We start from the raw sequence: 26,038 nt of genomic DNA, 5'->3' as shown, positions 1-26,038 counted from the left end.
GCAGCAACCTGGTGACAATGCCCGCGCGATGGGTATGCCAGATTCGGCTTATCCCGAAACGGGAATTGCCAGGACGGACGAGGCATGTCCGCGCATCAGCGCGGCGATATGACGCCCGAAAGAATATCGTTGATTCCGCGCTCCACGCCCTCGCCCCAGGCATTCCAGTTCAGATGCGTTTCGAACCGTCGCCGCGCCGCCAGCGACATCGCGCGGAACCGGACCTTGTCGCTCCACAGGTCCAGAATGCGGTCGGCATAGGCCCGCGCATCGGCGCCGAGATCAAGCAGCAGACCCGTTTCGTTGTCGATCACGACTGACGGGACGCCGCCGGTGATCGCCGCGACGGATGGGATGCCGTATGCTGCGGCTTCGCAGAACACCATGCCGAACGCCTCGGCGCGGCTGGGCATGAAGAACATCGATGCGCGATCGTACAGATGCGTAAGCTTGGCATAGTCGCGCGGGTCGCTTTTGCGCAGGCGGCCGTGCACGGTCACACCATCGATGTTCGCGGCGACCGCTGGCTTGCAGCCGACGATGTGCAGTTCGGCGTCGCCCGTCGCCTCGCGCAGAAGGCGCCAGGTGGCGAGCACCAGATCGCCGCCCTTGCGCTCCCAGTCATAGCCGACGAACAGGATCGTCAACGGGCCGTCAAGCTGGCGTTCGCGAAAACCCGGATCGACATCCAGATTCGCGCCGAACAGGTCCACCCGCGCGCGCGCGGGATCGAGATCGTAATGCGTCAGGGCGGAATCGTGCGCCCACTGCGAGGCGAACAGCGTCAGATCGACCTTGCACATGAATTGCTGAAGATCATTGTGGCCGGTTCGCAAAACAGCTTGCCGGAAACGGCCGAACTTCTCGTAGTAATTCACCATGGTCATGAAGAGACCATCGGACACGTGCAGAAGGCGCCATTTCGGATCGATACGGATCAGCTTGTGCGATGCGCCGATGGAAAGCACGATATCGGGTTTGATCTCGGCCAGCCGACGATTGATGATGCGGCCGTAAATCGCGGAGAGCAAACGCCTTTGCCGCACCGAGAAGCCGTACCGCTGCAACGCCGCCAGACGTTCGACAACCTTGTCCATCGCCGGCGTGTTGATCAACACGACATCATCGAAGCGGGCGCTGATCTCCTTGAAGCTGTACCACGGCATCCCACTCCAGGATTCCGCGCTCAAAGGAGAAGCCAAAGAAACGTACGCTATCCGCAAAATACTCCCCTTTCGAACGCGGGCTTATCGCCTATAGCGTGAAATGGTTAGCATGAAGTTCCACGCAGCCGAAATGATGTCATGGACCGTGGTCAAAATTGCACTTTCCAAAGTTAACGGACTCCCTGATGGAAACAGTCACCTCTATCATTCCTGCGTTCAACGCGGCGGACACCATCGAGCGCACCCTGCGCTCGGCGCTGGCCCAGACTCATGGGGCGCAGGAAATTCTGGTGATCGACGACGGTTCCACCGACGAGACCGGCCGGATCGCCGAAGCCCTGGCGGCAACCGACCCGAGGATCCGCGTGATCCACCAGCAGAACCGCGGCCTTGCCGGCGCGCGCAACCGGGGCATCGATGAAGCAACGGGGGATTTCATCGCCCCGCTCGATGCCGACGATCTGTGGCATCCGGAAAAGCTGACCCGCCAGATCGCCGCGATCCGGGCCATTCCAGGCAGCGCGATGGCCTATGGCTGGTTCCGGCGCATCGACCAAGACGACCGGGTTCTGCCCGGATCGGCATCGCCCGTGGTGGAAGGCTGGGCGTTCCATCGCCATCTCGACCACAACTTCATTTCCAACGGCAGCAGCCCGCTGATCCGCACCGACGCGGCACGGGCCATCCGCTATGACGAAAGCATCGACGCCTGCGAGGACTACCTGTTCCAACTCGAAATCGCGCGCCGCTGGCCGATAGCCTGCGCGCGCGCCTATCTGACGGGATACCGGCGGCGAACGACCAGCATGTCGGGCGATGCCGGGCGGATGATCCGCGCGCATCTGGCGTTGTTCCGGCGCTTTCATGCGCTTTGCGATGGCGCGGCGCTGGCGATCATCCGCGAACGCATCGCGCGGCTGGAAATCGAGCTGGCGCGCAACCGCTTGCGCCGCAGGGCGCCCGGCGATGCCGCACGTGCCATCGGACGCGCGCTGTCAACCGATGCCGGGGCAGCCTGTGGCGCGCTCGTCGAGGAAGCGGCGCGGGCGGTCCGGCGCGCGCGCGAACCGCTGTTTCCCCCGCCGGCCGCGCCGTTCGACCGCTACTTGCCCGAAGAGGCCGATGGCGCGTGGAACAGCGGGCGGTCGCCTCGGCGCGACGCTTGGCTGGCAACGCTCGATGAAGCGGCGGGCGCCGCCTCGCACTGAACGATCAGGCGGAATGCCATCGGGGCACGCCGCGTTCCCCCGCAACCCCCGCCTTCCATCCCTGGAACGCGTATCCGATCTGGCGCCACGCGCGGCTGCGCGCGAACCGCGCGAGCATGAAGGCCAGGCTAGCCAGCGCAACGACGGGGAAGCGCGAGGGAAAGCGATCGCGCATGACGAGAACGCGGTTGCGTTCATCCAGGTAGACCGGCAGCCGGGACCGGCCGCGCAGCCCGTTCGCCCAGCCGGTGGTGGTGCCCTGATAGTGCAGCACTTTCGCCGTCGGGGCGAAGCCCAGCCTCATGCCCTTCTGCTTGGCCCGCAAGAACCATTCGATTTCCTCGGCATAAAGGAAATAGTCATCGCACATCGGGCCCACCACTTCGAGGAAGCGGCGGCTGACGAGCATCGACGCGCCCAGCAAGTAGTCCATCCGCTGCTCCACCACAGCGGCATCCACCGGATCGCCAACGCGGCTGCCCGCGCCGATCGATACCGCCCTGGCCAGCCAGCCTTGCCAGTGCCCGCCCAGCGATTGCACGGTGCCATCAGCATAGTGCAGTACGCCGCCGACCGCATCGCAATCGCCCCGGGCCAACCGCGCGACCAGCGCCCCCAGCGCGTCGGGCGCGGGCACCGCATCGGGGTTGAGGCCCCACCAGGCATCCGCTTCGGCCGTCCGCGCAAGACCCAGGTTGATCCCGCCGGCAAAACCCAGGTTGCCCGGCGCCTCCACCAGCATAAGGGGTTGCCCGCCCGCCAGCCGATCGGGCAAGGCCGCGCGCAATGCCTCGAACGCGGCAGGTCCGCCGTTCTCGACCACCACGACATCGAAATCGGCGTAGTCCGATGCGCCCAACGCCTGCGTGCAGCGCACGATGTCGCCGGCATTGCGAAACCCGACGATTACTACGGAAACATGCATCCCTTTGGCTCCTGAAAGCGTGTCAGCGATGCCCGCCACCAAAGATCAGACCGATACCATGGCCCATGCGCCATAACCGCAACCCGGCAAGCGTGGCCAATGCCCGCAGCCTTGCCCCTGCATCGGGCAGATCGCGGCTGACCAGCACGCGGGGCGCGTGCGCCACGATCGAAAGTGGCAGGGCCAGGCTGCGCGCCACCCAACGCAGCTTGCCCCGCGCGTCGTGCGCCACCAGGCCGAAGCCCTCCACGTTCATTCGCTGCCACTTGCGCCGCAATTCGGCCCAGTTCGCGCGCGCGGGATGCGCGACGGCGGCGTCGGGCGCATAGACCAGCGCGAACCCCAGCGCACGTGCGCGATGGCACCAGTCGACATCTTCCGACACGCCATTGCGGAACGGACCAACCTTGTCGAACACGGCGCGACGCGTGAGCAGGTTGGCGGTGACGGAAAAGCCTTTTTTCTCGACATACTGCCGGTTGTCGAACGCGAAGACCCGCTCGAACGCCTCGGCGCCGGTCATCGCGGCCTCCGATGAGACCGAAACGATCATCCTGCCGCCGACAACATCGCCCCGGCCGAGCGCGATGACGCCAGCCGCCAGCCAGCTCGCTTCGGGCACGCAGTCGCAGTCTGTGAACGCGAGGATCGCGCCGCGCGCTGCCGCGACGCCGGCGTTCCGCGCCGGACCCGCGCCCTTTTCCGTGGCGATCACCAGCCTGGCCCGCGTGCCGATCGTCGCGGCCAGGACGCCAGGGTCAACAGGCGATGCGTTATCCGCGACGATGATCTCGAAGCGATCACGCGCGATCGTCTGGGCATCGAGCGCGGCAAGGCAAAGCGCGAGACGAGCCAGATCGTTGTAATGCGGGATAACGACCGAAATATCCGGACCTTCGCTTGTCATGCCAATCGGGAACTCCGCCATGCCGCTCCGCAGCATTCCATACCCAACAACGCCCCCGATTGCCACCTTCGGCTACTGCTTTTGTCAGCACCAGATTGGCACAACGCTGTGCGGTAATGCCTTACCACTGCTTGTTCGCGCAGCCGGACGTTGCACCCCATACACGAATCGGATAATCGCCCTAGTGAAATCGCTGCATTGCAATAGACGCGGCATTTAGAGCTTACGCGCTGCACAAAAAGGGGCAACGTCGACCATGAAGATCGCGGTATTAGGCCTGGGCTATGTTGGCTGCACGGCGGTGGCGTGCATCGCCTCGCAAGGCCACCAGGTCGTCGGCATCGACGTCAACACCAAGAAGGTCGACATGATCGCGGCGGGGCGCTCGCCCATCCGAGAGCCGGGCATCGACGAATTGCTGGCCAGCGCCCATGCCGAGGGCCGCCTTTCCGCCGTAACCGAAATCGGCAACGAGATCGACGATGCCGACATCGCCATCGTCTGCGTCGGCACGCCCAGCGGCACCGATGGCGCTCACAACATGAGCTACATCGTGCAGGTGACGCGGCAGATCGCGGCGGCGATCAAGCCTGGCCGCACACGGCGGCTGACGGTGGCCTACCGGTCCACCATGCGCCCCGGAACGATCGACCAGATCATCGCGCAGATCTTCCGCGCCGCTCTGGGCGATGACTACGCGAAAGTCATCGAACTGGTTTACAACCCGGAATTCCTGCGCGAAGCGACCGCGATCGAGGATTACTTCCACCCGCCCAAGATCGTGATCGGGACGATCGACGGTCAGCCGTCCGCAAACATGGAGGCGCTGCATGCCGGCATCGAAGCGCCGGTGTTCCATGTGGGGGTGCGCGAAGCCGAAATCACCAAGTTTGTCGATAACAGCTGGCACGCGGTGAAAGTCGCCTTCGCCAACGAAGTCGGCCGCGTCTGCGAGCTGCTCGATATATCCGCAGCGCAGGTGCACAGCATTTTCGTTTCCGACACCAAGCTGAATATCTCGCCCTACTACACACGCCCGGGCGGCGCGTTCGGCGGATCGTGCCTGCCCAAGGACGTGCGCGCGCTGCAGCACATCGGTGCCGACGTGGGCGCGAACACCCACCTCATCGATTCGCTGATGCGATCGAACGAGGCGCACAAGCACCACCAGTTCAGCATGGTGAACCGCGATCTCAAGCCGGGCTCGAAAGTGCTGCTGGCCGGCCTTGCCTTCAAGGCCGATACCGACGACCTGCGCGAAAGCCCCGCGGTCGACATGGCGCGCAAGCTGCTGGAGGCCGGGCACACGCTGCACGTGTACGACCCGGGCCTGACCCCGGAAAGCCTGGTCGGCCAGAACCTCGGCTATGCCTACGCCTATCTGCCGATGATCGATTCGCTGCTGGTGGACAAGCAGACCGCCGAAAGCACCCGCTACGACCTGGTCGTGGCGACCAATCGCATCGTGCGCGAACTGTCGCTGAACGGCACGCCCGTCATCGACATCAGCAAGATCGCCTGACCCGCCACGCCGCCCGACCACGCATCGCGTGATCGCCCGTCAGGGGCAAGCGAGAGGACCGTGATGACCGAAGTCCCGATGACCGAAGCCGCGATGCCAGCCACCGACGATCCGGTAAGTTCGGGCGATACCTTCGCCGTCGAAGGCGCGCCGCTTGCGGGGCGCAAGGTGCTGATCGTGGTGGAGAACCTGCCACTGCCGTTCGACCGGCGGGTGTGGCAGGAAGCGCGGACATTGACCGCCGCCGGCGCCACCGTCTCGGTGATCTGCCCGACCGGCAAGGGCTATGAAAAGCGCTACGAACTGATCGATGGCGTGCACATCCACCGCCATCCCCTGCCGCTCGACGCGAAGGGCGCGCTGGGCTTCCTTGTCGAATATGGTGCAGCCCTGTTCTGGGAAACGGTGCTGGCGTGGAAGATCTTCTTCACGCGCGGCTTCGACGTCATCCAGGGCTGCAATCCGCCGGACCTGATCTTCCTGATCGCGTGGCAGTTCCGCCTGCTAGGCGTGCGCTACATATTCGATCATCACGATATCAATCCCGAACTCTACGAAGCCAAGTTCAACAAGCGCGGTTTCTTCCATCGCCTGATGGTGCTGTTCGAGCGCGTGACGTTCATGACCGCCAAGGTTTCCATCGCGACCAACAACAGCTATCGCGCGATCGCCCTCACACGGGGGCGCATGAAGCCGGAGGACGTGTTCGTCGTCCGCTCCGGGCCCGATCTTCGCCGGTTGCGCCGCGTGCCCGAGGCCCCGCGCTGGCGCAACGGGCGCCGCTTCCTCGTCGGCTATGTGGGCGTGATGGGCGAACAGGAAGGCATCGATCTGCTGATCGACGCGGTGGATCACATCGTGCACCGGCTGGGGCGGCAGGACATCCAGTTCTGCCTCGTCGGCGGCGGCCCCAGCCTGGCATCGCTGAAGCAGATCGTCGAACGGCGTGGCCTTGGGGATTTCGTGACGTTCACCGGGCGCGCGCCCGATCAGGAGCTTTTCGAAGTGCTCTCCACCGCCGACATCGGCGTGAACCCCGATCGCGTGAACGCCATGAACGACAAGTCCACCATGAACAAGATCATGGAATACATGGCCATGGGCAAGCCGATGGTGCAGTTCGACGTTACCGAGGGGCGCTTCTCGGCGCAGGAAGCATCGCTCTATGCCCGCGCCAACGATTCGGTCGACATGGCCGAGAAGATCGTTTCCCTGCTGGACGATCCCGAAGCACGGGCCCGGATGGGCGATTTCGGGCGCCAGCGGGTGGAACGCGAACTGAGCTGGGAGCACCAGATCGAACCGCTGCTCGCCGCCTATACCCGCGCCCTTTCCTGAACGCGGATGCCTTGCGCGGATTGAAAGCCCGGCCCACCATCCAGCGCCAAGCCGGGGCCGAACCCCGCGTCAGCGGGTGGCCCGGGTGATCATTTTGGCAAGTTCGATGTTCTGGCTGGTCGAGCGTATCCAGAGATAGGGCGCGATCCCGTCTTCCCGGAACCGGTAACGGCCTTCGCGTTCGTCAAAGGCGGTCTGCAGCAGGCCGTACCGTTCGGTCAGGTCGCGGGCCAGATCGGGGAACGACGGCGTGGCGAAGAACATCTCGAGCTTGTCGGTATCCAGACGGCCCATCGAATGCATGGCATGGTTCACCAGCGGCAGGACGGTGCGTTCAAGGCCATCGGCGGTCATCCGGTCGATCGCTTCCACCGAAGGTTCGGCCAGCCGCAGCCGCAGTTCGTCGGCCGCCAGCTTCGCCGCACGCACGACATTGTCCAGCGTGACGCGATCTTCATCGCGATCATGGGCATCGAAGCCGGCGGACTGGCTGATGAGGCTGGCAAGGTAAGGCGATCCGTTGGCCAGCGTGGCGATCCGCGCGGTCGCATCCTCATCGAACTGCAAGCCGCTGACCCGTTCGCCGATGGTGATCATCTGGCCGATCTCGTCCTCGGTCATCTCCGGCACGCGATAGCTGAACACGTTGCGGCGGATCGACGGGATGTGCTCGATCAGTTCGCTGAGGTTGCCGGCCACGCCCGCGATCACCAGTTGCACCCGCACGGAACGATCCGACAGGTTCTTGATCAGTTCGGCGACATTGCGGCGAAAAAGCCCCGGCGAACTGCGATCGAACTCGTCCAGCATGATAAGCAGGCGCGTGTTCGATAGGTGCGACAACGCCTCGCTGAACTGGCTGACGCCGAAATTGCCCTCCGGCAGCTGATCCGCCAGGCTACCGCCGCGTTCGCTTTCTTCGGCGGAAGGGCCGAAGCGATCATGATACAGCAGCGGCACTTCCGAAGCGACCGCGCGGAAGACATCCGAGAACAGCTCGCCGTCGCTGCACGAATGGTACGCCACGTGATAGCGCGCCTCTTTCGCCAACCCCTTCAGCACGTGCAGCAACGATGTCTTGCCGATGCCGCGCTCGCCGTAGATCACGACGTGCAGCTTCATGTCCTGGATCGAACGGATCAGCGATGAAAGCGCCTTGGAGCGTCCCGCCAACAACCGCGTGTCCTGAATGGGAATGGACGGCGAAAACGCTTCGCGGACACGATCGCGCTCGCGCAGGGAACGCCCGACCAGCGATCCGATCTCGCTGCCCAGATTCTGGAACTTCGGCAGGTCGTTCGCACTGTCGAAAGAGGATTCGGCCCTTTCCGCCGGGATGATCGCGCGCATCGACACCGCTTCTTCATCCTGGCGCGCGCCCCGGAACAACTTGCTGAACCAACCCACAAGGCCTCCTGTCGCCGCCACAAGATCAAGGCTGCTTTGCACTGAAACATTCGATGCCCGCAACCGCCATAGCCATGCTGCAATTGCCAAGCAATGTATCTCGCACCCGCGATAGATTTTGATTTCGCTATCGCCCGCGTATGCAAACAGGGAATGGCATATTTGAAGGCCGTTGAAAACTTTTCACGCGCGTCAAAGCATTAGCCATCGGTTGTTGTGTTCTTCTGGGAATGTTCCGGCATCCGCGTCTCGACCCTGACCGACCCCACGTTTCGTTCACCACCAGTCCTGCGGCGACGCAATCGCAGCATTCCGCGAATTTTCGCCGGATTTCGACACTGCGCGCCGGATCACACGACGCCGGCGGCTTCGGCACGAATGCGCCGCGGCGGTGTCCCATTGCGGCAAAGCGCGTGCACGAACGACTCGCATTGCGCCGCGCGCCGCCGTAAGGGAAACGGGTTGGTCCGTGCTTGCGAAGCGATATGCGATTGTTGCCAGAACACCTTTTTTGCATGTGCGTACAACGTTGCGTTGTGGACCGGTCGGGCCGCATGTATGAACGATTCTCGTGCCCGATGAATGGCAGCCATGCTTAACTATCTGAAAATCCACTTTCAATCGATCGCTTCCATCGGCATCCGGGGCGCATCGGTGGTGGCCGGCTTTCTGATAACGTTCTTCATCGGGCATCAATTCGGTCCAACGGCCAACGGCCAGTATGCGCTGATCGCGCAAACCGCGATGTTCCTTTCGATCGTAGCCGTGGGTGGAATGGACATGGCGGTGGTGCGGCGCTTTGCTGCGGCAGCGGCCTACCATGTCCCGCTTGCCCCGGCTTCGCTGCTGCGCGCGCTCGGCTATTCGCTGAGCGCCGGCTTGATTCTCGTCCTGCTTGTCACGCTGGGCGGCCCGCACATCACCAGCCTGATGCTCAAGGGCCAGTTGCCCGCCTACGGCACCGTCATTCTGGCGATGCTGCTGCTTGCGCGAACGACCACGCGGCTGACCGCCGCCGTGCTGCGGTCCCAGGATCAGCACATGGTGGCGCAATCGATCGAAGTGCTGGTGATTCCCGGCATGGTCGCGCTGATGCTGGTGCTGCACGTGGTATCCAGCCTCGAAGGCGTGCTGATTGCCACCGCCGCCGTGGGCCTTTCGGCCGCCGCGTTCGGGATCTGGAAGTCCTGGCAACTGGTCGAAAAGAGCGAACGGGCGCTCGACGTGCCGTTTGGCGCCCTCCTCCAGACGTCGCTGCCGCTGTGGGCAACCGCGATCGCGCTGAACATCGCCGACTGGTACAGCCTTGCCACCGCCGCAACCACGCTGGGCGTCTATGAAGCCGGCCTGTTCCGCGTGGCATTCCAGATCGGCGGCGCGCTGTCGTTCAGCGCGATGGGCGCCTACAACGTGTTCACCGCGCGCATCAGCGGAGCGGTGGCCATGGGCGATGTCTATCGCGTGGCCAAGCTGGGCCGGGCGGCGACGCGGCTGGCGCTTTTGCTGGTAACGCCGGTCGTCATCGGCCTACTGCTGTTCGGGCGGCTGCTGCTGGGCTTCATCGGGCCGGAATTCGAAACGGCGGCGCCGTTGCTGATGGTCACCGTGATCGGCCAGGCGATCTACGTCGCCACGGGACCGGCGGGCCTCGTCCTGGCCATGACCGGTCACGAGCGGCTGAACCTGCTGATCTCAGCTTCCGTAACCGGCGCCCTGCTGATCTTCGCCCCGATCGCGGCGAACATGTTCGGGCTGTTCGGGCTGGCCATCGCGACCGCGCTGGTGCCCGCGATCGGCAATCTGGCCAACCTGCTCGCGGTCCACAGGCTTGAAAAGATCAACGTGATAACCGGCCACTATTTCGGCCCGCCGGTGGAACTGCGGCTTGACCTCGACGATGATGACGAGGACGAAGGCGATCCGTCGCTGGACGGGATCGCCACGCCGGATTGATAAAAAACGGCAGGCCGCCGCAAAAATTCAGGCCCGCTGCGATCTACGAGGTAACCATCATGGGCAACAATTCCTCACCCGACAGCAACGTTCGGCGTCGCCAATGGACAGTCGCAACGGCGCGCGTCGGAGCCGCCCTGCTGATTTCATTGGTTTTTCTTGGAATTGCGGTAGCCAGCGTCAGCGCGGACGACCTGCCCCAGCCGCTCCGCTGGGTGCATCGCCAAGTAACGAATATGTCGGGCGGTTTAACCGAACGCCTCCACAAGGATTTAATCCCGCAAACCCTATGCCCGGCCAATACCCGAGGGGAACAATGCGCAAACAACGCGCAAGGCCCCGACGGTTCTTTGGACGGGAACCGCGACATGCGCACTTATACAGCTTCTTCATCTGCTGATTTGCTGAAGTACCTAGCAAAAGCCAAGAACGGGGATGTGATCAAGCTCACAGCTGGCACATATGATTCCATCTCCATCCAGAACATCAAGGTCGCCGGCAATGTCACGATCACGTCGGCCGACCCGGCGCATCAGGCCGTCATTTCCAACCTGACCATCAACAACAGCAGCGGCATTTCGCTGAGCAACCTGGCGCTTACGGCGAATGCCGGCGCGAAGGATTACAACTTCCAGGTTGTGTCCAGCGCGAACATCAATCTGGACAAGCTGACGGTGACGGGCGCCGGCTTCGAGCATCAGGCGTTCCTGATCCGCGATTCACAGCACGTCACGCTGACCAATTCCGAATTCAAGAGCGCTTACAACGCGCTGACGATGTTCACCAACACCGACCTGAAGATCACTGACAACTTCTTCCACGATATCCGGTGCGACGGCATCCACGGCAACATGGTGACCGACCTGGTCATCGCGCGCAATCTGTTCACGGATTTCCACCCCCAGGGCCAGATCGGCGGTACCGGTGATCACGCCGACGCGATCCAAATCTGGACCGACAACACCACCTGGGCGCCGACCAACATCACGATCGACAGCAACGTGGTCCTGCGCGGCAACGGTTCGCAGATCCAGGGTATCTGGATGCGCGACAACAGCGAAAGCCAGCCGTTCACGCACGTCACGATCACCAACAACGTGATCACCGGCGGGATGTACAACGGCATCGCCGTGTGGAGTGGCAAGGACGTGGCCATTTCCGACAACATGGTCAACGGCTATACCGACCAGATGTCGTGGATCCGCCTCCACCTTGTCGATGATGCCAAGGTCACGGGCAACACGGCAGCCGCCTTCACCTACGAAAGCGTCACGCATCTTTCGACCTCGGCCAACGAGAAGATTCCGCTCGGCACGATCTACGACGACTGGTCAAGCAGGCTCCACCTGACGACCACGTTGATGGACGCGGCGACGACCGCGCTCAAGGTGTCGTCGAGCACCGATGTGGTCGCGCCGGTTTCAGCGACGCCGGAAACGGCGCTGGCGGTTGCCGCTCCCGCCCCGGAGACGAAGCTGCTGCACATCGACGGTACCGATGGGGCGGACACGCTGAAATCCACCCACACCGGGCCGCTGGAACTGGCGGGTGGCGACGGCAACGACACCTACTACGTCTTCCACGCGCAGACCTCGATCATCGAACTGGCCGGGCATGGCACCGATCGGGTCTATGCCGATGTCAGCTACACCCTGCCCGACAACGTCGAGGAGTTGTGGCTGCGCACGCCGGGCACCACCGCAACCGGCAACGACTTGGACAACCGACTGGTAGGCACCTCGGGCGACGAGACGTTCCATGGCCTTGGCGGCAACGATCTGATCAGCGCCGGCGCCGGCAATGATACGCTGTATGGCGGCGACGGCAACGACGACCTGCGCGGTGAGGATGGCAACGATCTTCTCGACGGCGGCGCGGGCAACGATATCCTTCGCGGCGGCGCGGGCAACGACAAGCTGTACGGCGGGGACGGCAATGACGTCCTGGAAGGCGGCAGCGGGGTGGACTATCTCTGCGGCGGCGCCGGTGCCGACGTGTTCCAGTTCCGCGACGGTGATCTCAACGCCAAGGACCTGAAGACCATTGCCGATTTCAGCCGCGCGGATGGCGATCACATCAGCTTCGCGCTGATGGACGCCGACACGCTGTCGCCGACCAAGGACAAGTTCGCGTTCATCGGCACCAGCGCCTTTTCCGGCCACGCCGGGCAATTGAACTACGAAATCGTCGATGGCGGCGTGATGATCCATGGGGACCTGAACGGCGACAAGATCGCAGACTTTTCAGTCATGGTCTGCGGCGTCAGCACGCTCGCGGCCCAGGATCTCTGGATCTAACCACCCGCTGGAAACTGGCCCGGCCCCGCGCCGCCCGAAGGGCGGAACGGAGCCGGGCCTTTTCATTGTCAGCCGGCCGGCCAGCCTATCGCGGATCAAGCCTGCCCGGGCGGCGGCGGATAGCGCCAGCTGTCGTATTTCAGATACAGCCGATAGCGCAGCACCTTCAGGAAGCGCGGCGTGTATTTGCGCAGCGTCCTGCGTACCCAGCGGCGCGTCTGGCGCCACACCTTCACGCCCACCGCCAGCCCGGGGATCTCGTGAAGACGAAGCTGACGGCGCAGCGCCCGGGACAGGACGGGGTCCGCAACACCGATCGTCTTGAGATAGTCGCGCAGCCACTTGAGATAGCGCCCCCTGGCCGGGTGCAACCCTTCCAGATCGTATTCGCCGCGCGCCAGGCTGCGATAGCAGCAGCTTTCCGAATGCTGGCGGTAATAGTCCAGCACCTCCTCGATCACCACCACGGGATGCGTGGCGGTCATCTTGGAAAGGAACACCTGGTCTTCGTAAAGCCCGCGGAACGAAGGTTCGAATCCGCCGATCCTGAGATAGGCATCGCGCCGGACCAGCAGGCTGCAGATGCCCGGAAGGCAGGCACCTTCGGTAACGATGAAACGGCGCAGTGCGGCCGGTGCCTCGATCAGTTCATCGGTGGGCAGGTCCAGATGCCCCAGGAAATCGTCCTGCCCTTCAACCGGCGGCTTTTCGCCCCGCGCTTCCGCCCAGGAGAACCAGTAAAGCGTGGGGCCATAGACCATGCCCGCTTCGGGATAATCGCCCGCCACTTCCACGAAGTGCTCGAGCCTTTCGGGCAGCCAGATGTCGTCGGCATCCAGGAACGAGACGTAGACGCCCCTTCCCTCCGCCACGCCGGAATTGCGCGACGCGCTCATGCCTCGGTTTTCATGGCCGGGATGATCGATATAGCGGATGCGATCGGGATGGCGCGCGGCATAATCCCGAGCGATGGCGGTGGCCCCGTCGGTGGAACCATCGTCCACCAGCACAAGCTCCCAGTTCGGGTAGGTTTGCGCCAGAATGCTGTCGATCGCCTCTGCGATGTATTTCTCGCCGTTGAGGAAGATCATCACCGCCGTGACCAGCGGCAAATCCTCGCTGCCGGGAACCGCGCCCGGATGTGCGATCACGTCCGTCATCACGCTGCCGCCAGCAGTCCGTGATCCTCGCGCAGCCAACGCGCGAAGTCGGCGCCGCCGCGATCGGTCACTTGCAGGCGCGGCAATTCGCGGCGGTTGTCGCCGATCGTCGCGGCCATCCCCACGCTGGTGCAGGCCACATCGACACCAAGCGCGGCGATTTCCGCGCGGGCGCCATCGTCGATCCTTCCGAACGGATAGGAAAACCGGTCGATCCGCTGTCCCATCAAAGCCTCTACCGCGCGGTGGCCCTCCACGATCTGCGCATGCTGCCGGGGCCGGGAAAGATCGGTCAACGATGCGTGATCGAGCGTGTGGCTGCCGATCGAAACCAGCGGATGCCCCGCGAGGCGGGCAAAGGCATCGGCGCTGGCCGGCAGCCGCCCGGCTGGTGCCGCCACCGGCATCCCGGCCCACGCCAGCAGGTAATCGACCGCCGCGTCCTGCTCATCCGGGGTCAGCACGACGATCGCGCTCCACAAGGCAAGGAAGAGAAATTGGCGCGGCGTGGCAGGATCATCGTTGTCCGCGCTCCAGGTCGCGTTGGCCAGTCGCTCCTCCTCGGTTTCCGAAAAGGTGAAGCTGCGCGGCCCATCGCCGAACGGAAAATCCAGCGTCGCCGGCAAATGCCCGCTCTCCATGATCGCGCGCTGCAGCGCGTCCCACCAGAATTCGCGCTGCCGCCCTGGGGCACGGCCCACGAGGAAAATGGTCGCCGGAATGCCGTGCCGCTCCAGAATGGGCAAAGCCTGTTCCAGATTGTCGACATAGCCATCGTCGAACGTCACGGCGATGCGCCCGCCCGCCGGGGTATAGGCGTCGTCGGTCGCGAAGGACGCCAGATCGACCGCCGCGCTGCGTTCCGCCAGAAACGCCATCTGCTCCTCGAAATGCGCCGGAGTCACGCACAGGCCCCAGGGATCGCAGGGCTCCTCCGCGATCCGGTGATACATCAGAATGCCGCCACGCCGCTGCGCGCGCCTCCACCGCACCCGCAAGGGGCGCGTCAGCCGGCGCAGCAAGCCGTTACCGCTCGACATAGAAAATGGTCTCGGTGCCATATTCCGTGGCCGACTTGATCGTTTCCTCGCGCACCGTGCAACCCGCGAAGAAACCGAGGATTTCATCGCGATCGAGCTGCAGATCGGGGATCGCGCCTTCACCGTTGTTGTCCAGCCGCTGCTCGCCGCCGCCCAGCGGCGTGAACACGATCAGCACCAGGCGCTTACGGAAGGACGCGACCGCGTTCGCCAGGATCGCGCGCCAGCCCCAGTTATGCTCCAGCACGTGCCGGATGAAGACGCAGTCTGCTTCGGACCGGTAATCCTGAAGGTCGGACTTGACCATGTCCGGCTCGGCCGCGCTGCCGTCGATGCCGACATAGCGACTCTTGGTGACGAAGCGCTTCGCATAGCCGGGGCCGCAGCCCCAGTCCTCAACTACATCACCTGCGCCGTCCAGGAACGCCATGCCCAGCTTGTAGCTGGTATCCTCGTCATAGGCGAACTGTTCGCCGGGAGCGTAGGTCCAGCGATCGGCCATCGCCTCATGCTGCGTTTCGTCACCCTTGCGCGCGGCGATCGCCACGGTGACGGGGTATTCGGAGTCTTTCTCGTCGAGTTCGTATTCGCGCAGTTCGGTCGCGGACAGGCCCTGGAGGAAGCTGACCGCCGACAGGACGTTGCCATAGGCGGTGACATCGACATTGCCCGGCGCGAACGAAAGCCCAAACAGCTTCACCGCGGCATTGCGGGTCAGCGCCCAGTACCACGTCTCGTTCCAGTCCGAATCCGCGACCTGCGTGATGCCAGGCACGGTGCACAGCAGCACGCCGCCCGGCTTGAGCACGCGGTACATCGTCTGCACCGCCGCGCGCATGTCGAAGATCAGGTGAAGCGTCTGCGTGATGATCAGGCAGTCGTAGATCCCGCTGGGCACGCTGGCGCCTTCGGTCAGATCATCGACATAGGTCGCGCCATCGACGTTATCGACGTGCAGCATATCGGACTGGGCCACGTTCTGGCCGAATTTCTCGGTATAGAGCCGCTCGCCGATTTCCAGCACCCGGCCGGTAATCAGGTGGGATTGCGACGACAGGAACTTCTCGATGTAATAGCGGTCGATCGGCACGCCCCGATCGAAGCCATATTCGCGGCTCATCGGCTCAAGCCGCCGGAAATCGCCGAAACGGACGCTTCCCACGGGGGGAATCTCGGGCCCTTTGACACGGCGCAGCACGCGGCCATAGGTCTCTTCGCCCATCAGGTTGCGCATTACCGAAGTAGCCGCAATCCGCACCGCCCTGATCATGTAAACCCCCGAAGTTAATGCGCTTACCGCCACTCAATGCGCGCGCTTGAACCCGCGATAAACCCGGCACGACGGATCATGCAACGCCGCAAACATGCTGCGCAAGCACAAACGGTATCCGCGGCGATTTTGCAATGCGCAATCGGCCTAATCGCGATGACTTGACTGAAACTCATTCCCAAAAGCGGACACTTCTATCCTTTGGTTAGTGATTTTTTATGCCGTTCGACCGACACGCTGTGATTTACCGCATTTGCGAAGCCCAAAAATTTGGCGTAAAACATTTACATGGCTATTGATTCGTCCTCGACTCTTCGCGCGCAGCGCCGGCGCAGATGGTTAACGTCGGCGTCGGCTCTGGCCGCCATCGCAGTGATTTCGCTGCTGGTGCGGGAAAACAGCCGCTTCGTGACGGCCGATGGTCCGCCCCAGGCCGCGGCGTTCGCCGCCAACGCCGCCACCCCGCCTTCGGGCAACGCCGCCGCATTCGCCGCGCAGGCGCTGGGCCGCGGGGGATTCTTCAATTCGACCCTGCCCCGCCTTGGGCGCGCGCTGGGCGGGCAAGCCGGCTCCCGCCAGGGCACGCCCGTGGCTCCGGCCGGCGCGCCCGGCTTCGTTACGCCCACGACTCCTGCGGGCCTTGGCGCCGCGCCGGGAACCGGCACGGCGACGCCGACCGGCACCGGGACCGAAACGGCGGGCCTGACGCCTTCGACGGTGGGTGGAACCGCGCCCGGCTCCGGCGGCACGGGCGTCAGCCGTGTTCCGGCCTTCCTCCCGACGAGCGCCCCCGGTTCGGGCGGCGTCGCCGTAAACGTCGCACCGACGCCATCACCCTCGCCCACGTCGAGCCCGACGCCGACGCCGACACCCACGTCGAGCCCGACGCCAACACCAACGCCGACGCCCACCCCAACTCCCACGCCGTCGCCAACACCGACTCCGACGCCAACGCCCACCCCGACGGGCACGCCCACGCCCACTCCAACCCCTACGACTCCCGTTCCAACTCCCACGCCGACACCGACCACACCCGGCGGCGTGCCCGAGCCGGAGACCTGGGCCATGATGGGTCTTGGCTTTGCTGTCGCAACGGCCGTGGCGCGACGCCGCAACAAGCGCGCGCGCAAATCGGTCATTGAATTGCCGGACTGAGTCCGCGCCCTGATCAGGGTTGTTGGGCGCGCAGCAGCATCGCCTTTAGACAAGCAGGGTGGCGTCCGGTAGCCGTCAGGGGCGGCTGATCGTCAGCCTGTCGCCGTCAATGGTCAGCCTGCCAAGCCGCGTCAGGACATCCTGGCCCAGCAGCGAAGTCTGCATGCCGTCGGCGATCACCATGGCGTCAACGTCGCCGATGACCTCGCCTTCCACGTTCGCGCTGCCGAGGTGAGCCCAGCGGGCGTTGCGCCGGCCTGCCACGGTCATCAGCGATCCCGCAACACCACCGCCCGGTGAGAGGCCTATCGCGCGGGCATCCGCCCCCGTCAGGACCATGTGCGTCGCACCGGTATCGATCAGGAAGCGAACGCTGGTGCCGTTGACATCGAGATTGGCGTAGAACAGCCCGTTATTGCTGCGCGATGCATGGATGAACGGCTTGTCCGAAGCCACCGTCACTGCGGCAGGCTCTGCCTCGGGCGCGCGCGCCACCGCGATCGGCGTCATCGCCGCGGGCGGAGCATCAAGGCCCAAAGCGCCGCCCAGCCCTGCCAGGGCCAGCGAAGCAACAGAGAGACGCCAATCGAACATGGCGCATCCATGCCCGCATCAGCGTTAAGTCCGGATTGGCCCTTTTGGTAAACGGGCTGATAAGAGAGGAATACGCGATCAGGCCGGATCAGCCGCTTCGAGCGCCCTTTTATAGATAGCTCTTTGAAATAACGTCGCAATGCACAGCACAATGAAGACCAGCGTCAATTGCACGGCGAGCACGTAGGTCGACCAGTTCAGGCTGGCGGCATTCATGTATATCACGGCATAAGGCCGGTCTATGGTGTAGCCAGCGCTGGAAAACCGCTCGATTACCTGTTCCGGCAGCCCGTTATGGACTGCAATACCGGCATATTCGGCACGATCGACCCGCGCCGACATCGGCGGCACCTCGACGATGTAGCGAACAGCGGGATGAGCGGCATCCCCGGATTCGACCGGGACGAACTGGAAACGCCGCGAAGCGAACAGAATCTTCTTTTCGTAGATAACGGCCTTGCCCGTCGCCTCGCGGCCGATCAGCGTCACCCCGCCGCGCGCCAGTTCGGGGGCGTGCGCGTCCACGCGCGGGCGCGGCCCGGCATCGCCGGGTGACATTGCCCACGATATCAGCACGAACAACAGCAGCAGCCCGGCAAGGCCCGAGAATGCCACGAAGGCATGGTAGGATCGCCGTGCCCTCGCGATCGCGAACTCTCGCGCCGACGTGGGGGCAGGTTCATCCCGGTACTTCAGCCGCCACGCGATCGCCCCCAGCACAATAGGCCCGGCCAGCAGCAGAAGCAGGCTCAACGCCGGGAAGTGCGTGCCGAATGCCGAAACCTGCCATGCCTCGGACATGGCGGTCAGCGACTGAAAACTGAAGGCCACCCATGCGGCCAGCAGGATCGCGGCCCCGGCGGCCACATGCCATTCACGAATACCGCGCGTTGGCTTCGATTGTTCGGTCATGACGGAGAACCTCCTGCAGGCGTGGCGGGCGCAAGGCCGGGCTGAAAGCGGATGGTCGAACGTTCGCGGGCCTCGCGCAGCCGGTCATCGACCGCCCGGGCAAGACGCTCAAGCGTAAGCGAACGCGCCGCGGCAGCGCTCGCATCCGCCCCGGAGAGCGGTATCGGGCGATATCCGCCGATTGCATAAGCCACAAGCGACGAGCCCGACGGAATGATCGCCAGCCTTCCGCCCCGGGCCTGCTCCAGCGCGGTAGCGACATCGGCGGGCACTGCGCCGGTATCGAGCGTGCCGGCGCTGACGCTTGTCTTCGCCCCCACGCTCGCGAGCTGGCCTACCGCTGCATCGAAATCAGGCGCGCCGCGCAACGCGCTTTCGGTGGCGGGCGTCCTGGCGACATCGATGCGGCGAAAATCAATCATCGCCCGGCGTCCGAACGCCTGCGGGTGCCGCGCGATATAGTCCGCAATGTCGGCAGGCCCCGGTGCGGGGATGGCCCGCCCCATGCGCTGCACATACATGTCCGCCAACAACTGTTCGCGATTCCGACGGACCGCGGCAAGGTATTCCGGCGTCCGGTCGATCCCGTCATCCCTGGCTGCGTTGGCCAGAAGGGTCCGATCCACCACCTTCCCCAGAAGGTCCATGGGAGGCATACCGTCCCCGCCCGCTTCCTGCGTTTCGACCGCCAGGTCCCGACGCGTTATGTCCGTACCGTTGACCTGGGCGAGCACTTGACCTTCGGGCGGCGGCTTTGCGCAACCGGCCGGCAGCGCCGCTGCCATACCGCCGAGAAGCATAGTCAAGCCGCGCTTCATTCCGCCCCCTCGTTCCTATCCGCAACAGACCGCCCGCAGCCCCTTCGCCAGCAGAATATCTAGGTTAACAATCAATAAGCTAACCGAACCTCTCATGGAAGTCCATTGAGCGGGGCACTGCGTCAATTCACCGCGCGCCGACCAGCAAGCCCGCCAGCGCCGCCGGCGAGGACCGGACCAGTTGCGATGCGAACTCCTCCAGCGTGCGCTGGCCGGAAGCGGCGTCGTCGACAACCATCGAAAGACGCACGAGAATCCCATCGAGCACGCGCCCGGCCAGCGCCGCGCCCGCCACCGCCACACCGGCCTGCCACCGCGAGACAGGAAACGTTTCACCGACGCGAACCCAGTAGAGAATCTGGTCGGCACGGCCCTCCAGCGTCGCCGTCAGAGCCGTGGCGGCAACGTCGCGGCCCTGGAGATCGAGGCGAACCTCGCGCGATGGGCTGAGCGCATAGCCATAGGGCGGATAGCAGCTTTCGGGCCGGTGCACTTCGATCCCGCCGCCTTGAGCCTGGCCATAGGCAATGAGCACGATGACGGGCGCCGCCCCGGGCCTGACATAGCTGCGCGCCACATAGTCGTCGTATATCTGATCCACATAGGAATCGCGCTGCGGCAAAAGCGGCGCAGCCTCGGGCGCAGCCTGCCAATCCGCGACACGCTGGGGCAGCAGAGCGTCGATAGGGGCCGGTCTGGCTGCCGGGCGGCGCCTGGCGAGGCCCAACGCACCCTCGGCGCCAAGCCCGGCCAGGAAAATGCCGCCGAGCAGCATGTCGCGACGGCCGATCACGACGACGCCCCGGCATTCTCGCGCCGGACCAGGCCCGCGCCCGCCGCGATCGCGTGGAACATCCCGAACACGGCGTCCACCAGCAGCAGCAGGAATACCGCGATCACGAACATGACAAGGCCGGTCGCGGTGTGAAGCGGTGTTTCGAGAATATAGACGCCCCAGTGGCTGGTCATGGCCCCCAGCATCACCACCCGGACGATATTGGCCGCCACCGCCACCGGCAGCGACGCCAGCACCAGAACGGCAATACGCGCCGGTGTCGTCCGGCCGCGCAGGTATGCATACATCAGCCCCACGGCGATCAGGCTGACGATCGAGTTCACGCCGGAACACGCGGCTTCCACCACCAGCTCGTACTGATCCACAAAGATGATGCTGCCGGTGCGGGCAACCTCATAGCCGGCGTCGCCAAGCACCGCGACGCTCGCCTCGGCCACCAGCAGTTTCAGGGACCGTGTCGCCGATGCGATGACTGATCCCGGCAGCGGCACGGCAGCGAGCAAGAACAGCAGGGGAAACCAAAGCCGCCGACAAAGCGCGACGCCACCGTGCCGATAGAGCATCAGCACGGCCGCAGCGTAAACCATCAGCAATTCGACGAACAGCACGCCGACCAGCCACGCCAGCAGATGAACCGCGACGATCGCCACGAGCCCGGCAAGAACCACCGTCGGATTGCCAGCGACGAACGCCCGATCACGCGGAAACTCGCGCCAGATCAACCATGCGGTGGCTGGAATGATCACGATATACTGGCCATCCTGGCCCGCCACCCCCGGCTGCGCCGCCATGCGCAGCAAGCTGGGCGCGGCCCAGGCGAGGCAGCACGCCAGGATTAACCATTGCGCCGCCGGCATCCGCGCCAGACCGCCCGGCCCGTCGGCCGCATCCGTACCTCCGGCTACAGCTTTTGCCTTTACCATCACCCAATCCGCATGCCACCCCGACAATCGCTTGGCAATCGCACGAATTCAACCTTATAGCCCCGTTAACATGGTCTTTTCGGCACAGTCGCCCGAACTCTTCGCAGTTGCATTAAATCCGTGCTGCGCTATTGATTAGGGGGGGATTTGAAATGACGTCTAAACGCTTCTTGGCTTTGGCCGGCTCGGCCGGAATGTTCATTTTGCCGGCATCGGCTTTCGCGCAAAGTGCGGGGGTGAGCGAATCTATCGGCCAGACTAGCCAATCGCAGGGCGCGCGCATTCCTCGCAAAGTGACCCGCGAACGCCGGCTTGACGTCAACCTTGGCGTCGTCGCCACGTACGACACAAATGTTGCACGCGCGAACAAGTCGGTCGCCTCGGCGAGCGGCCTGACGCCGGAGGATTTCTATTTCGCACCGGTGGCCGCGGTGGACATCTCGCTGCCGTTTGGCCGAAGCGATGCCTATCTCAACGGGTCCGCGTCCTATCTCAGCCATGTGCGCAACACGCGCCTTGACGGCGAACAGATCTCGCTGGCCGGCGGCGTGTCCACCAGCCTTGCCCGCTGCACCGCCGGCGTGGATGGCGATGTCGGTCGCAGCCGCACGAATATCGCCAATCTCCAGGCGCTTGGCGCCGGCATCCGGAACTTTGAAACCACCTACAGCATCGGCGCATCCGCCAGTTGCGGCGGCGTGGTCGGCCTGCAGCCCTTCGGGCAATTCTATTACACCCAGGGCCGGAACTCGAACCCGATCCGCGCGGTCTCCGATTACAACACCTATACCTACGGCGCGGGCATAAGCTACATACAGCCGTCGATCGGTGAGATCGGCATCATCGGCAGCATCGAGGATACCCGCTATCCCGAACGCGGCGGCGCAGGCGCTACGTTGGGGTTGAAATCTTTCCCGACGCGCAGCATCGGCGCCTATTACACGCGCGATGTGACCCGCTTCTTCAAGGCGACCGTTCGCCTCAACTACACGGCGGTCGATACGATCACCAACAACGGCTTCAAGGGATTGACCGGCGAAGCCTCGCTGCGGATCGCGCCGAGCGAGCGCGTCAGTTTCCAGCTGTCCGCTTTCCGGGCGACGCGGCCCAACCTTGCCTATAACGTCGATTACACGCTCGGCACCGGCGTTACCTTCGACACGCAGGTGGCGGTCACGCCGCGTATCAGCCTGAACGGTCGATATGAATACACGCATAGCCGGAATTACATCAGTTCCCCGCTTGTCATTAATCCTCTGCTCAACAACGATACGCATGATGTGAGCGGGGAAGCGAGTTACAAGCTCGGTGTCCGTTTCGCGCTAAGCCTTGGCATGGGGTACAGCACGCGCAGCGCGAACAGCACCTTGTACGAGTATAACGCGTTCCGCACATATCTGGCGCTTCGCAGCGCGTTCTGAGCGATTTGAAATCAGGTGAGGTACTAGAAATGATCGTGCTCTTGCGGAAATTCCTGGTTCTCATCGCCCTGTCGTGCACCTGCCTGATCGCCGCGCCCGTCGCGGCACAGGCGGGCGCGGCGATGACCTCCCCCGATTCCGTCGTGGGCTATGTCCTTGGCGCCGGCGACACGATCGACGTGGCGGTGATCGACAGCCCCGACTACAAGGCCCGCGTCACGGTCGATCCGGACGGCACTGTTGTCCTGCCCTTGCTCGGCCGCACGCCGGCAGCTGGTCGCACCCCGATTCAGCTCCGCGAAGACCTTCGCACGCGGCTGATTTCCGGCGGCTTCTTCGTCCGCCCCGAAGTTAGTGTCACGCTGGTCACGGCTATCAGCCGTTATGCCACCATCCTTGGCGAAATCAGCACACCCGGCCTTGTCGCGCTTGATCGGCCCTATCACCTTTCAGAAGTCGTCGCGCGCGCTGGCGGCGTGAAGAATGCATCGAACGACACCATCTCGCTCACCACCGCAGGCGGCGAAACCAAGAGCTATTCCTTGCGCGTGGCGGCGACGTCGGGCGGCGATGCCGATCCGCTGGTTCAGCCAGGCGACAAGATCTTCGTCGCGCCGGCCCAGAACTTCTACATTTACGGCCAGGTGTCGTCGCCCGGCACCTATGCCATCGAACCCGGGATGACGGTCCGTCAGGCGCTTGCCCGCGGCGGTGGCCTGACCGCGCTCGGAACCGAGAAGAAGATCAAGCTTCATCGCGGGGACCGGGAATTCAAGGCCAGTCTCGATGAGAAGATTCAGCCCAACGACACCATTACCATCGGCGAGCGCTTCTTCTGATCGCGTGCCACAACCAAGAAGAAGTCGACGGTCATGACCACCACGAATCTGGCTGTGCCTGCCATATCCCTGCCCGCCGTCGTTCCGCCGGTCAGCTATACGTTGAGCGAACAGGTTGTCGTTGCGAGCGCGCCTGACAGGGCCGATGCCGAATCGATCAGCGCGCTTCGCAACCATCTGGTCGCCAAGCATATTCACGAAGGCCGTCGCGGCCTGACCATTTGTGCGACGGAACGCGAAGACGGCGCGGCATGGCTCGCTGTCAACCTTGCCGCATCGCTAGCACAGACCGGCGTTCGCACGCTGCTGATTGACTGTGATCTTCGCGGCGGAACCCTGGGCGATTTCATCCAGCCTTCCGCGCCCGTTGCCGGGCTGGCGGACGTTCTGGCCAGCCGCGACGTCAGCGTCGCATCGGCCATGCAGTTCGACGTTATGCCAAACCTTTCCGTCATGTATGCGGGCAATCCCCCCGGCAACGCGCAAGAGCTTTTGTTCGGACAGCGTTTTGGAACTTTGATCGATCTCTGCCTGCGCGATTTCGATCTGACGATCGCCACCGCACCCGCTACCAAGTTTTACGCGGACGCACGCCGCATCGCGGCCCTCATGCGCTACGCGCTTGTCGTCGCGCGGAAAGACTCGACCCTGGTGTCAGACCTGAAAACGCTGATCGACGATCTTACGTCGGACGGCGTTCGCGTGATCGGGTCGGTCTATAAAGGCGATTGAAGCAGCGACGGCGATCGTTACCGAGCAGAAGAGCGGCCTCGCTCGGGGACCGCTTCCTAGACAGTTCCCGAGCGCGGCCGCTTTGACAGATACGCTTTAGAAAGACGGTAGTTGCAACCGCTTCTGCCCCGACGCGTCGAAAGCGCCAGCGCCCGTACGTTCCAGCTTATGGCGATAGATCAGCGCCACAATCAGTCCCAGCAGCATGAACGCCAGCGGCTGGTTTTCAGTCTGGCTGTAGATCGACTTCGATATGAGGAAGTTCAGCAAGGCGATCGCGGCAGGAAGCAAAAACAAAAGGTCCGTGTTGCGGGTCTCGATCGCGGTTCGCGATGCCTTGAACGCCGCCCACAGGAACATGCCGTAAAAAACCGCAAAACCCAGTACGCCGAATTCGAGCGCTACCGACAGATAGTAAGAATCGATGGTCGGAAAATCGGAACCTGGCGCGATGTAGTTTAGCGTCGTCGCGCCTTCACCGATGCCATGGCCCCATGGTGCATGAAAGACTTTGGGAAGGCCCTCTTTCATCTGGTCTGCACGCGATTGGCTGCTGAACTGCTGCGCGCCACCGCCCCATATCTTCACATAGAGCCGGCGCCACGTCAGCGACAGCACCAACAGCACGCTGAGAGCAATCGGATAGGACAGAACAATTGCTGGCGCCAGAATGCTCGTCTTCAGCTGCCGCCACCGCATGACGGCAAAAACGAACAAATAGATAATGATACTGGAAAAGTATCCGATGAATGCCAGTCGCGAATCGGTTCTTATCACGATGTAGAAAAGAACCGGCTGCACCAGAATTATCGTAGCTCGCAGCAGCTTGCTGCGCGATACCCAAAGCAGGTGGAGCGCGAATGGCATCGACATCGCGATAAACTCGCCAAGTCCGATGCTGGACGAAAACTTGCTCTGTACGCGATAGATGCCCGTCGCCGCACGGAACGACCCCTGCATGATGCGCTGCGCGTTAGGGTCCTCGACGTCAAGGAAGCTTGGAATATGCCCCACCCAAGGCAGCACGCTATACTTTGCTTCAAACAGGGCCGGAACAAGACATATCAAAAGAATATAGAACAGATACTTCGCGAATTTTTCGGCGCGGCCCGGTTCTTGAAAGTGCCAGCAAGACGCAAAGAAGACGCCAAACCAGGCCATGTAGGCCACGAAAAGGCGGTTCATCGATGGGCCAATCGCATGGGAAAAGACGACCGTTAAAGTCGCTATGACCATGAAGCCAATAAGCAGTCGGACGAGGACATTTTCCGCCGCGAGGATCTCTTTCAATCGCCTTCGAAACGCGGTCGACCCGAAGCTGCATATCAGCAACGTGACGATCAATGGCACGCCAACCAGTCGGACCGCCGTAATCCAGGGCATGCCGGGTAACGTCAAAGCAAGGTAGTCCGGCCATGCCAGAAGCGCAAAAATGAAGTAAACGTATAGCCGGTTCAGCACATTCACCGGCGGGTTTTCGATTTCCGGCATCGTCCAGAGAACAAGCGCGGCCCCGACACCGAACGGCACAAGAAATGGAACAACGCTTTGGCCGTCGACCAGAGCCTGGGCATAAAAGTGCCCATATGCGGCAAAAAACAGCGCCAGCAGCACATACCCTGCCGCCGCCCATCTGGCGAGCCAAGGCTCAGCCG

Annotated in this window: 22 protein-coding genes; 9 read left to right on the top strand and 13 right to left on the bottom strand. The window is 63.5% G+C overall.

What is annotated here, in order from left to right; all coding sequences use genetic code 11:
* Window positions 1-95: 95 nt before the first annotated feature.
* Complete coding sequence (locus NMD1_RS12405) at window positions 96-1,190, bottom strand: glycosyltransferase family 4 protein (protein ID WP_125954986.1); 1,095 nt, start codon at window positions 1,188-1,190, stop codon at window positions 96-98.
* Window positions 1,191-1,351: 161 nt separating this feature from the next.
* On the opposite strand from NMD1_RS12405, the gene NMD1_RS12400 reads away from it, so the two are divergent.
* Window positions 1,352-2,374 (top strand): glycosyltransferase family 2 protein, encoded by a 1,023-nt coding sequence (locus NMD1_RS12400; RefSeq protein ID WP_125954985.1) that lies wholly within the window; start codon window positions 1,352-1,354, stop codon window positions 2,372-2,374.
* A gap of 4 nt (window positions 2,375-2,378) precedes the next feature.
* On the opposite strand, the gene NMD1_RS12395 is transcribed toward NMD1_RS12400, so the two are convergent.
* Window positions 2,379-3,299: a glycosyltransferase family 2 protein gene (locus tag NMD1_RS12395; RefSeq protein WP_125954984.1), complete on the bottom strand. Its 921-nt coding sequence runs from the start codon at window positions 3,297-3,299 to the stop codon at window positions 2,379-2,381.
* Window positions 3,300-3,321: 22 nt separating this feature from the next.
* Complete coding sequence (locus NMD1_RS12390) at window positions 3,322-4,206, bottom strand: glycosyltransferase family 2 protein (protein WP_125954983.1); 885 nt, start codon at window positions 4,204-4,206, stop codon at window positions 3,322-3,324.
* 256 nt (window positions 4,207-4,462) lie between these two features.
* Between NMD1_RS12390 and NMD1_RS12385 the strand changes: the two genes are divergently transcribed.
* The gene (locus NMD1_RS12385) at window positions 4,463-5,728 is read left to right on the top strand and encodes a nucleotide sugar dehydrogenase (protein WP_125954982.1); all 1,266 of its coding nucleotides are present in this window, start codon (window positions 4,463-4,465) and stop codon (window positions 5,726-5,728) included.
* Window positions 5,729-5,791: 63 nt separating this feature from the next.
* A complete protein-coding gene (locus NMD1_RS12380; RefSeq protein WP_233497585.1) occupies window positions 5,792-7,066 on the top strand; it encodes a glycosyltransferase family 4 protein in 1,275 nt (424 codons plus the stop codon).
* A 69-nt stretch (window positions 7,067-7,135) separates the two neighbouring features.
* On the opposite strand, the gene NMD1_RS12375 is transcribed toward NMD1_RS12380, so the two are convergent.
* On the bottom strand, window positions 7,136-8,416 hold the full coding sequence (locus NMD1_RS12375; RefSeq protein ID WP_233497583.1) for an ATP-binding protein: 1,281 nt from the start codon (window positions 8,414-8,416) through the stop codon (window positions 7,136-7,138).
* Window positions 8,417-9,064: 648 nt separating this feature from the next.
* Here NMD1_RS12375 and NMD1_RS12370 point away from each other — a divergent pair.
* Window positions 9,065-10,426: a lipopolysaccharide biosynthesis protein gene (locus tag NMD1_RS12370; RefSeq protein ID WP_125954980.1), complete on the top strand. Its 1,362-nt coding sequence runs from the start codon at window positions 9,065-9,067 to the stop codon at window positions 10,424-10,426.
* A gap of 59 nt (window positions 10,427-10,485) precedes the next feature.
* Window positions 10,486-12,723, top strand: coding sequence for a right-handed parallel beta-helix repeat-containing protein (locus NMD1_RS12365; RefSeq protein ID WP_125954979.1), 2,238 nt, complete (start codon window positions 10,486-10,488; stop codon window positions 12,721-12,723).
* A gap of 95 nt (window positions 12,724-12,818) precedes the next feature.
* Here NMD1_RS12365 and NMD1_RS12360 read toward each other — a convergent pair whose 3' ends face one another.
* The 3 genes from NMD1_RS12360 to NMD1_RS12350 are packed head-to-tail and all read right to left on the bottom strand — an operon-like array spanning window position 12,819 to window position 16,193.
* Window positions 12,819-13,883, bottom strand: coding sequence for a glycosyltransferase family A protein (locus NMD1_RS12360; protein WP_125954978.1), 1,065 nt, complete (start codon window positions 13,881-13,883; stop codon window positions 12,819-12,821).
* Complete coding sequence (locus tag NMD1_RS12355; protein WP_199558119.1) at window positions 13,883-14,923, bottom strand: polysaccharide deacetylase family protein; 1,041 nt, start codon at window positions 14,921-14,923, stop codon at window positions 13,883-13,885. Before NMD1_RS12355 ends, NMD1_RS12360 begins: the two co-directional genes overlap by 1 nt.
* Window positions 14,910-16,193 (bottom strand): methyltransferase domain-containing protein, encoded by a 1,284-nt coding sequence (locus NMD1_RS12350; RefSeq protein ID WP_199558118.1) that lies wholly within the window; start codon window positions 16,191-16,193, stop codon window positions 14,910-14,912. Before NMD1_RS12350 ends, NMD1_RS12355 begins: the two co-directional genes overlap by 14 nt.
* 372 nt (window positions 16,194-16,565) lie before the next feature.
* Between NMD1_RS12350 and NMD1_RS12345 the strand changes: the two genes are divergently transcribed.
* Complete coding sequence (locus NMD1_RS12345; protein WP_125954977.1) at window positions 16,566-17,348, top strand: PEP-CTERM sorting domain-containing protein; 783 nt, start codon at window positions 16,566-16,568, stop codon at window positions 17,346-17,348.
* 75 nt (window positions 17,349-17,423) lie between these two features.
* Here the strand turns inward: NMD1_RS12345 and NMD1_RS12340 are convergent, their stop codons facing one another.
* The 5 genes from NMD1_RS12340 to NMD1_RS12320 form a co-directional block, all read right to left on the bottom strand.
* Window positions 17,424-17,942 (bottom strand): TIGR02281 family clan AA aspartic protease, encoded by a 519-nt coding sequence (locus NMD1_RS12340; protein WP_125954976.1) that lies wholly within the window; start codon window positions 17,940-17,942, stop codon window positions 17,424-17,426.
* A 78-nt stretch (window positions 17,943-18,020) separates the two neighbouring features.
* A complete protein-coding gene (locus tag NMD1_RS12335) occupies window positions 18,021-18,854 on the bottom strand; it encodes a hypothetical protein (protein ID WP_125954975.1) in 834 nt (277 codons plus the stop codon).
* Entirely contained in the window at window positions 18,851-19,660 is an 810-nt protein-coding gene (locus NMD1_RS12330; RefSeq protein WP_125954974.1) for a hypothetical protein, read from the bottom strand. Before NMD1_RS12330 ends, NMD1_RS12335 begins: the two co-directional genes overlap by 4 nt.
* 139 nt (window positions 19,661-19,799) lie before the next feature.
* Complete coding sequence (locus NMD1_RS12325) at window positions 19,800-20,465, bottom strand: exosortase C-terminal domain/associated protein EpsI (protein ID WP_125954973.1); 666 nt, start codon at window positions 20,463-20,465, stop codon at window positions 19,800-19,802.
* A complete protein-coding gene (locus tag NMD1_RS12320) occupies window positions 20,462-21,325 on the bottom strand; it encodes an exosortase/archaeosortase family protein (protein WP_158453956.1) in 864 nt (287 codons plus the stop codon). The genes NMD1_RS12325 and NMD1_RS12320 overlap by 4 nt, the downstream gene beginning before the upstream one ends.
* Before the next feature lie 302 nt (window positions 21,326-21,627).
* Here NMD1_RS12320 and NMD1_RS12315 point away from each other — a divergent pair, with 302 nt between their 5' ends.
* Genes NMD1_RS12315 through NMD1_RS12305 form a run of 3 tightly spaced genes read left to right on the top strand, consistent with a single transcriptional unit; the run spans window position 21,628 to window position 24,383 of the window.
* Window positions 21,628-22,812 carry a hypothetical protein gene (locus NMD1_RS12315; RefSeq protein WP_125954971.1) on the top strand — a complete coding sequence of 395 codons (1,185 nt, stop codon included), beginning with the start codon at window positions 21,628-21,630 and terminating at the stop codon, window positions 22,810-22,812.
* Between the two features lie 29 nt (window positions 22,813-22,841).
* Window positions 22,842-23,651, top strand: a complete 810-nt coding sequence (locus NMD1_RS12310; protein ID WP_125954970.1) for a polysaccharide biosynthesis/export family protein — start codon at window positions 22,842-22,844, stop codon at window positions 23,649-23,651.
* A 33-nt stretch (window positions 23,652-23,684) separates the two neighbouring features.
* Window positions 23,685-24,383, top strand: coding sequence for a CpsD/CapB family tyrosine-protein kinase (locus tag NMD1_RS12305; RefSeq protein ID WP_125954969.1), 699 nt, complete (start codon window positions 23,685-23,687; stop codon window positions 24,381-24,383).
* A 96-nt stretch (window positions 24,384-24,479) separates the two neighbouring features.
* Here the strand turns inward: NMD1_RS12305 and NMD1_RS12300 are convergent, their stop codons facing one another.
* Window positions 24,480-25,997, bottom strand: coding sequence for an O-antigen ligase (locus NMD1_RS12300; RefSeq protein ID WP_125954968.1), 1,518 nt, complete (start codon window positions 25,995-25,997; stop codon window positions 24,480-24,482).
* Window positions 25,998-26,038: the final 41 nt, after the last annotated feature.

Source organism: Novosphingobium sp. MD-1 (assembly GCF_001014975.1).
Classification (GTDB): Bacteria; Pseudomonadota; Alphaproteobacteria; order Sphingomonadales; family Sphingomonadaceae; genus Novosphingobium.
Note: the sequence above shows the minus strand (reverse complement) of the source record. Positions and strands in the feature narration are given on the sequence as shown.

What these genes read in the sequence shown, in the direction of transcription:
- NMD1_RS12375 (WP_233497583.1), bottom strand. Translation starts at nt 8,416, where the DNA reads ATGCGCGCGATCATCCCGGCGGAAAGGGCCGAATCCTCTTTCGACAGT.
- NMD1_RS12350 (WP_199558118.1), bottom strand. Translation starts at nt 16,193, where the DNA reads ATGATCAGGGCGGTGCGGATTGCGGCTACTTCGGTAATGCGCAACCTG.
- NMD1_RS12320 (WP_158453956.1), bottom strand. Translation starts at nt 21,325, where the DNA reads ATGCCGGCGGCGCAATGGTTAATCCTGGCGTGCTGCCTCGCCTGGGCC.
- NMD1_RS12385 (WP_125954982.1), top strand. Translation starts at nt 4,463, where the DNA reads ATGAAGATCGCGGTATTAGGCCTGGGCTATGTTGGCTGCACGGCGGTG.
- NMD1_RS12380 (WP_233497585.1), top strand. Translation starts at nt 5,792, where the DNA reads ATGACCGAAGTCCCGATGACCGAAGCCGCGATGCCAGCCACCGACGAT.
- NMD1_RS12390 (WP_125954983.1), bottom strand. Translation starts at nt 4,206, where the DNA reads ATGACAAGCGAAGGTCCGGATATTTCGGTCGTTATCCCGCATTACAAC.
- NMD1_RS12305 (WP_125954969.1), top strand. Translation starts at nt 23,685, where the DNA reads ATGACCACCACGAATCTGGCTGTGCCTGCCATATCCCTGCCCGCCGTC.
- NMD1_RS12400 (WP_125954985.1), top strand. Translation starts at nt 1,352, where the DNA reads ATGGAAACAGTCACCTCTATCATTCCTGCGTTCAACGCGGCGGACACC.
- NMD1_RS12310 (WP_125954970.1), top strand. Translation starts at nt 22,842, where the DNA reads ATGATCGTGCTCTTGCGGAAATTCCTGGTTCTCATCGCCCTGTCGTGC.
- NMD1_RS12395 (WP_125954984.1), bottom strand. Translation starts at nt 3,299, where the DNA reads ATGCATGTTTCCGTAGTAATCGTCGGGTTTCGCAATGCCGGCGACATC.
- NMD1_RS12365 (WP_125954979.1), top strand. Translation starts at nt 10,486, where the DNA reads ATGGGCAACAATTCCTCACCCGACAGCAACGTTCGGCGTCGCCAATGG.
- NMD1_RS12360 (WP_125954978.1), bottom strand. Translation starts at nt 13,883, where the DNA reads ATGACGGACGTGATCGCACATCCGGGCGCGGTTCCCGGCAGCGAGGAT.
- NMD1_RS12370 (WP_125954980.1), top strand. Translation starts at nt 9,065, where the DNA reads ATGCTTAACTATCTGAAAATCCACTTTCAATCGATCGCTTCCATCGGC.
- NMD1_RS12335 (WP_125954975.1), bottom strand. Translation starts at nt 18,854, where the DNA reads ATGACCGAACAATCGAAGCCAACGCGCGGTATTCGTGAATGGCATGTG.
- NMD1_RS12340 (WP_125954976.1), bottom strand. Translation starts at nt 17,942, where the DNA reads ATGTTCGATTGGCGTCTCTCTGTTGCTTCGCTGGCCCTGGCAGGGCTG.
- NMD1_RS12355 (WP_199558119.1), bottom strand. Translation starts at nt 14,923, where the DNA reads ATGTCGAGCGGTAACGGCTTGCTGCGCCGGCTGACGCGCCCCTTGCGG.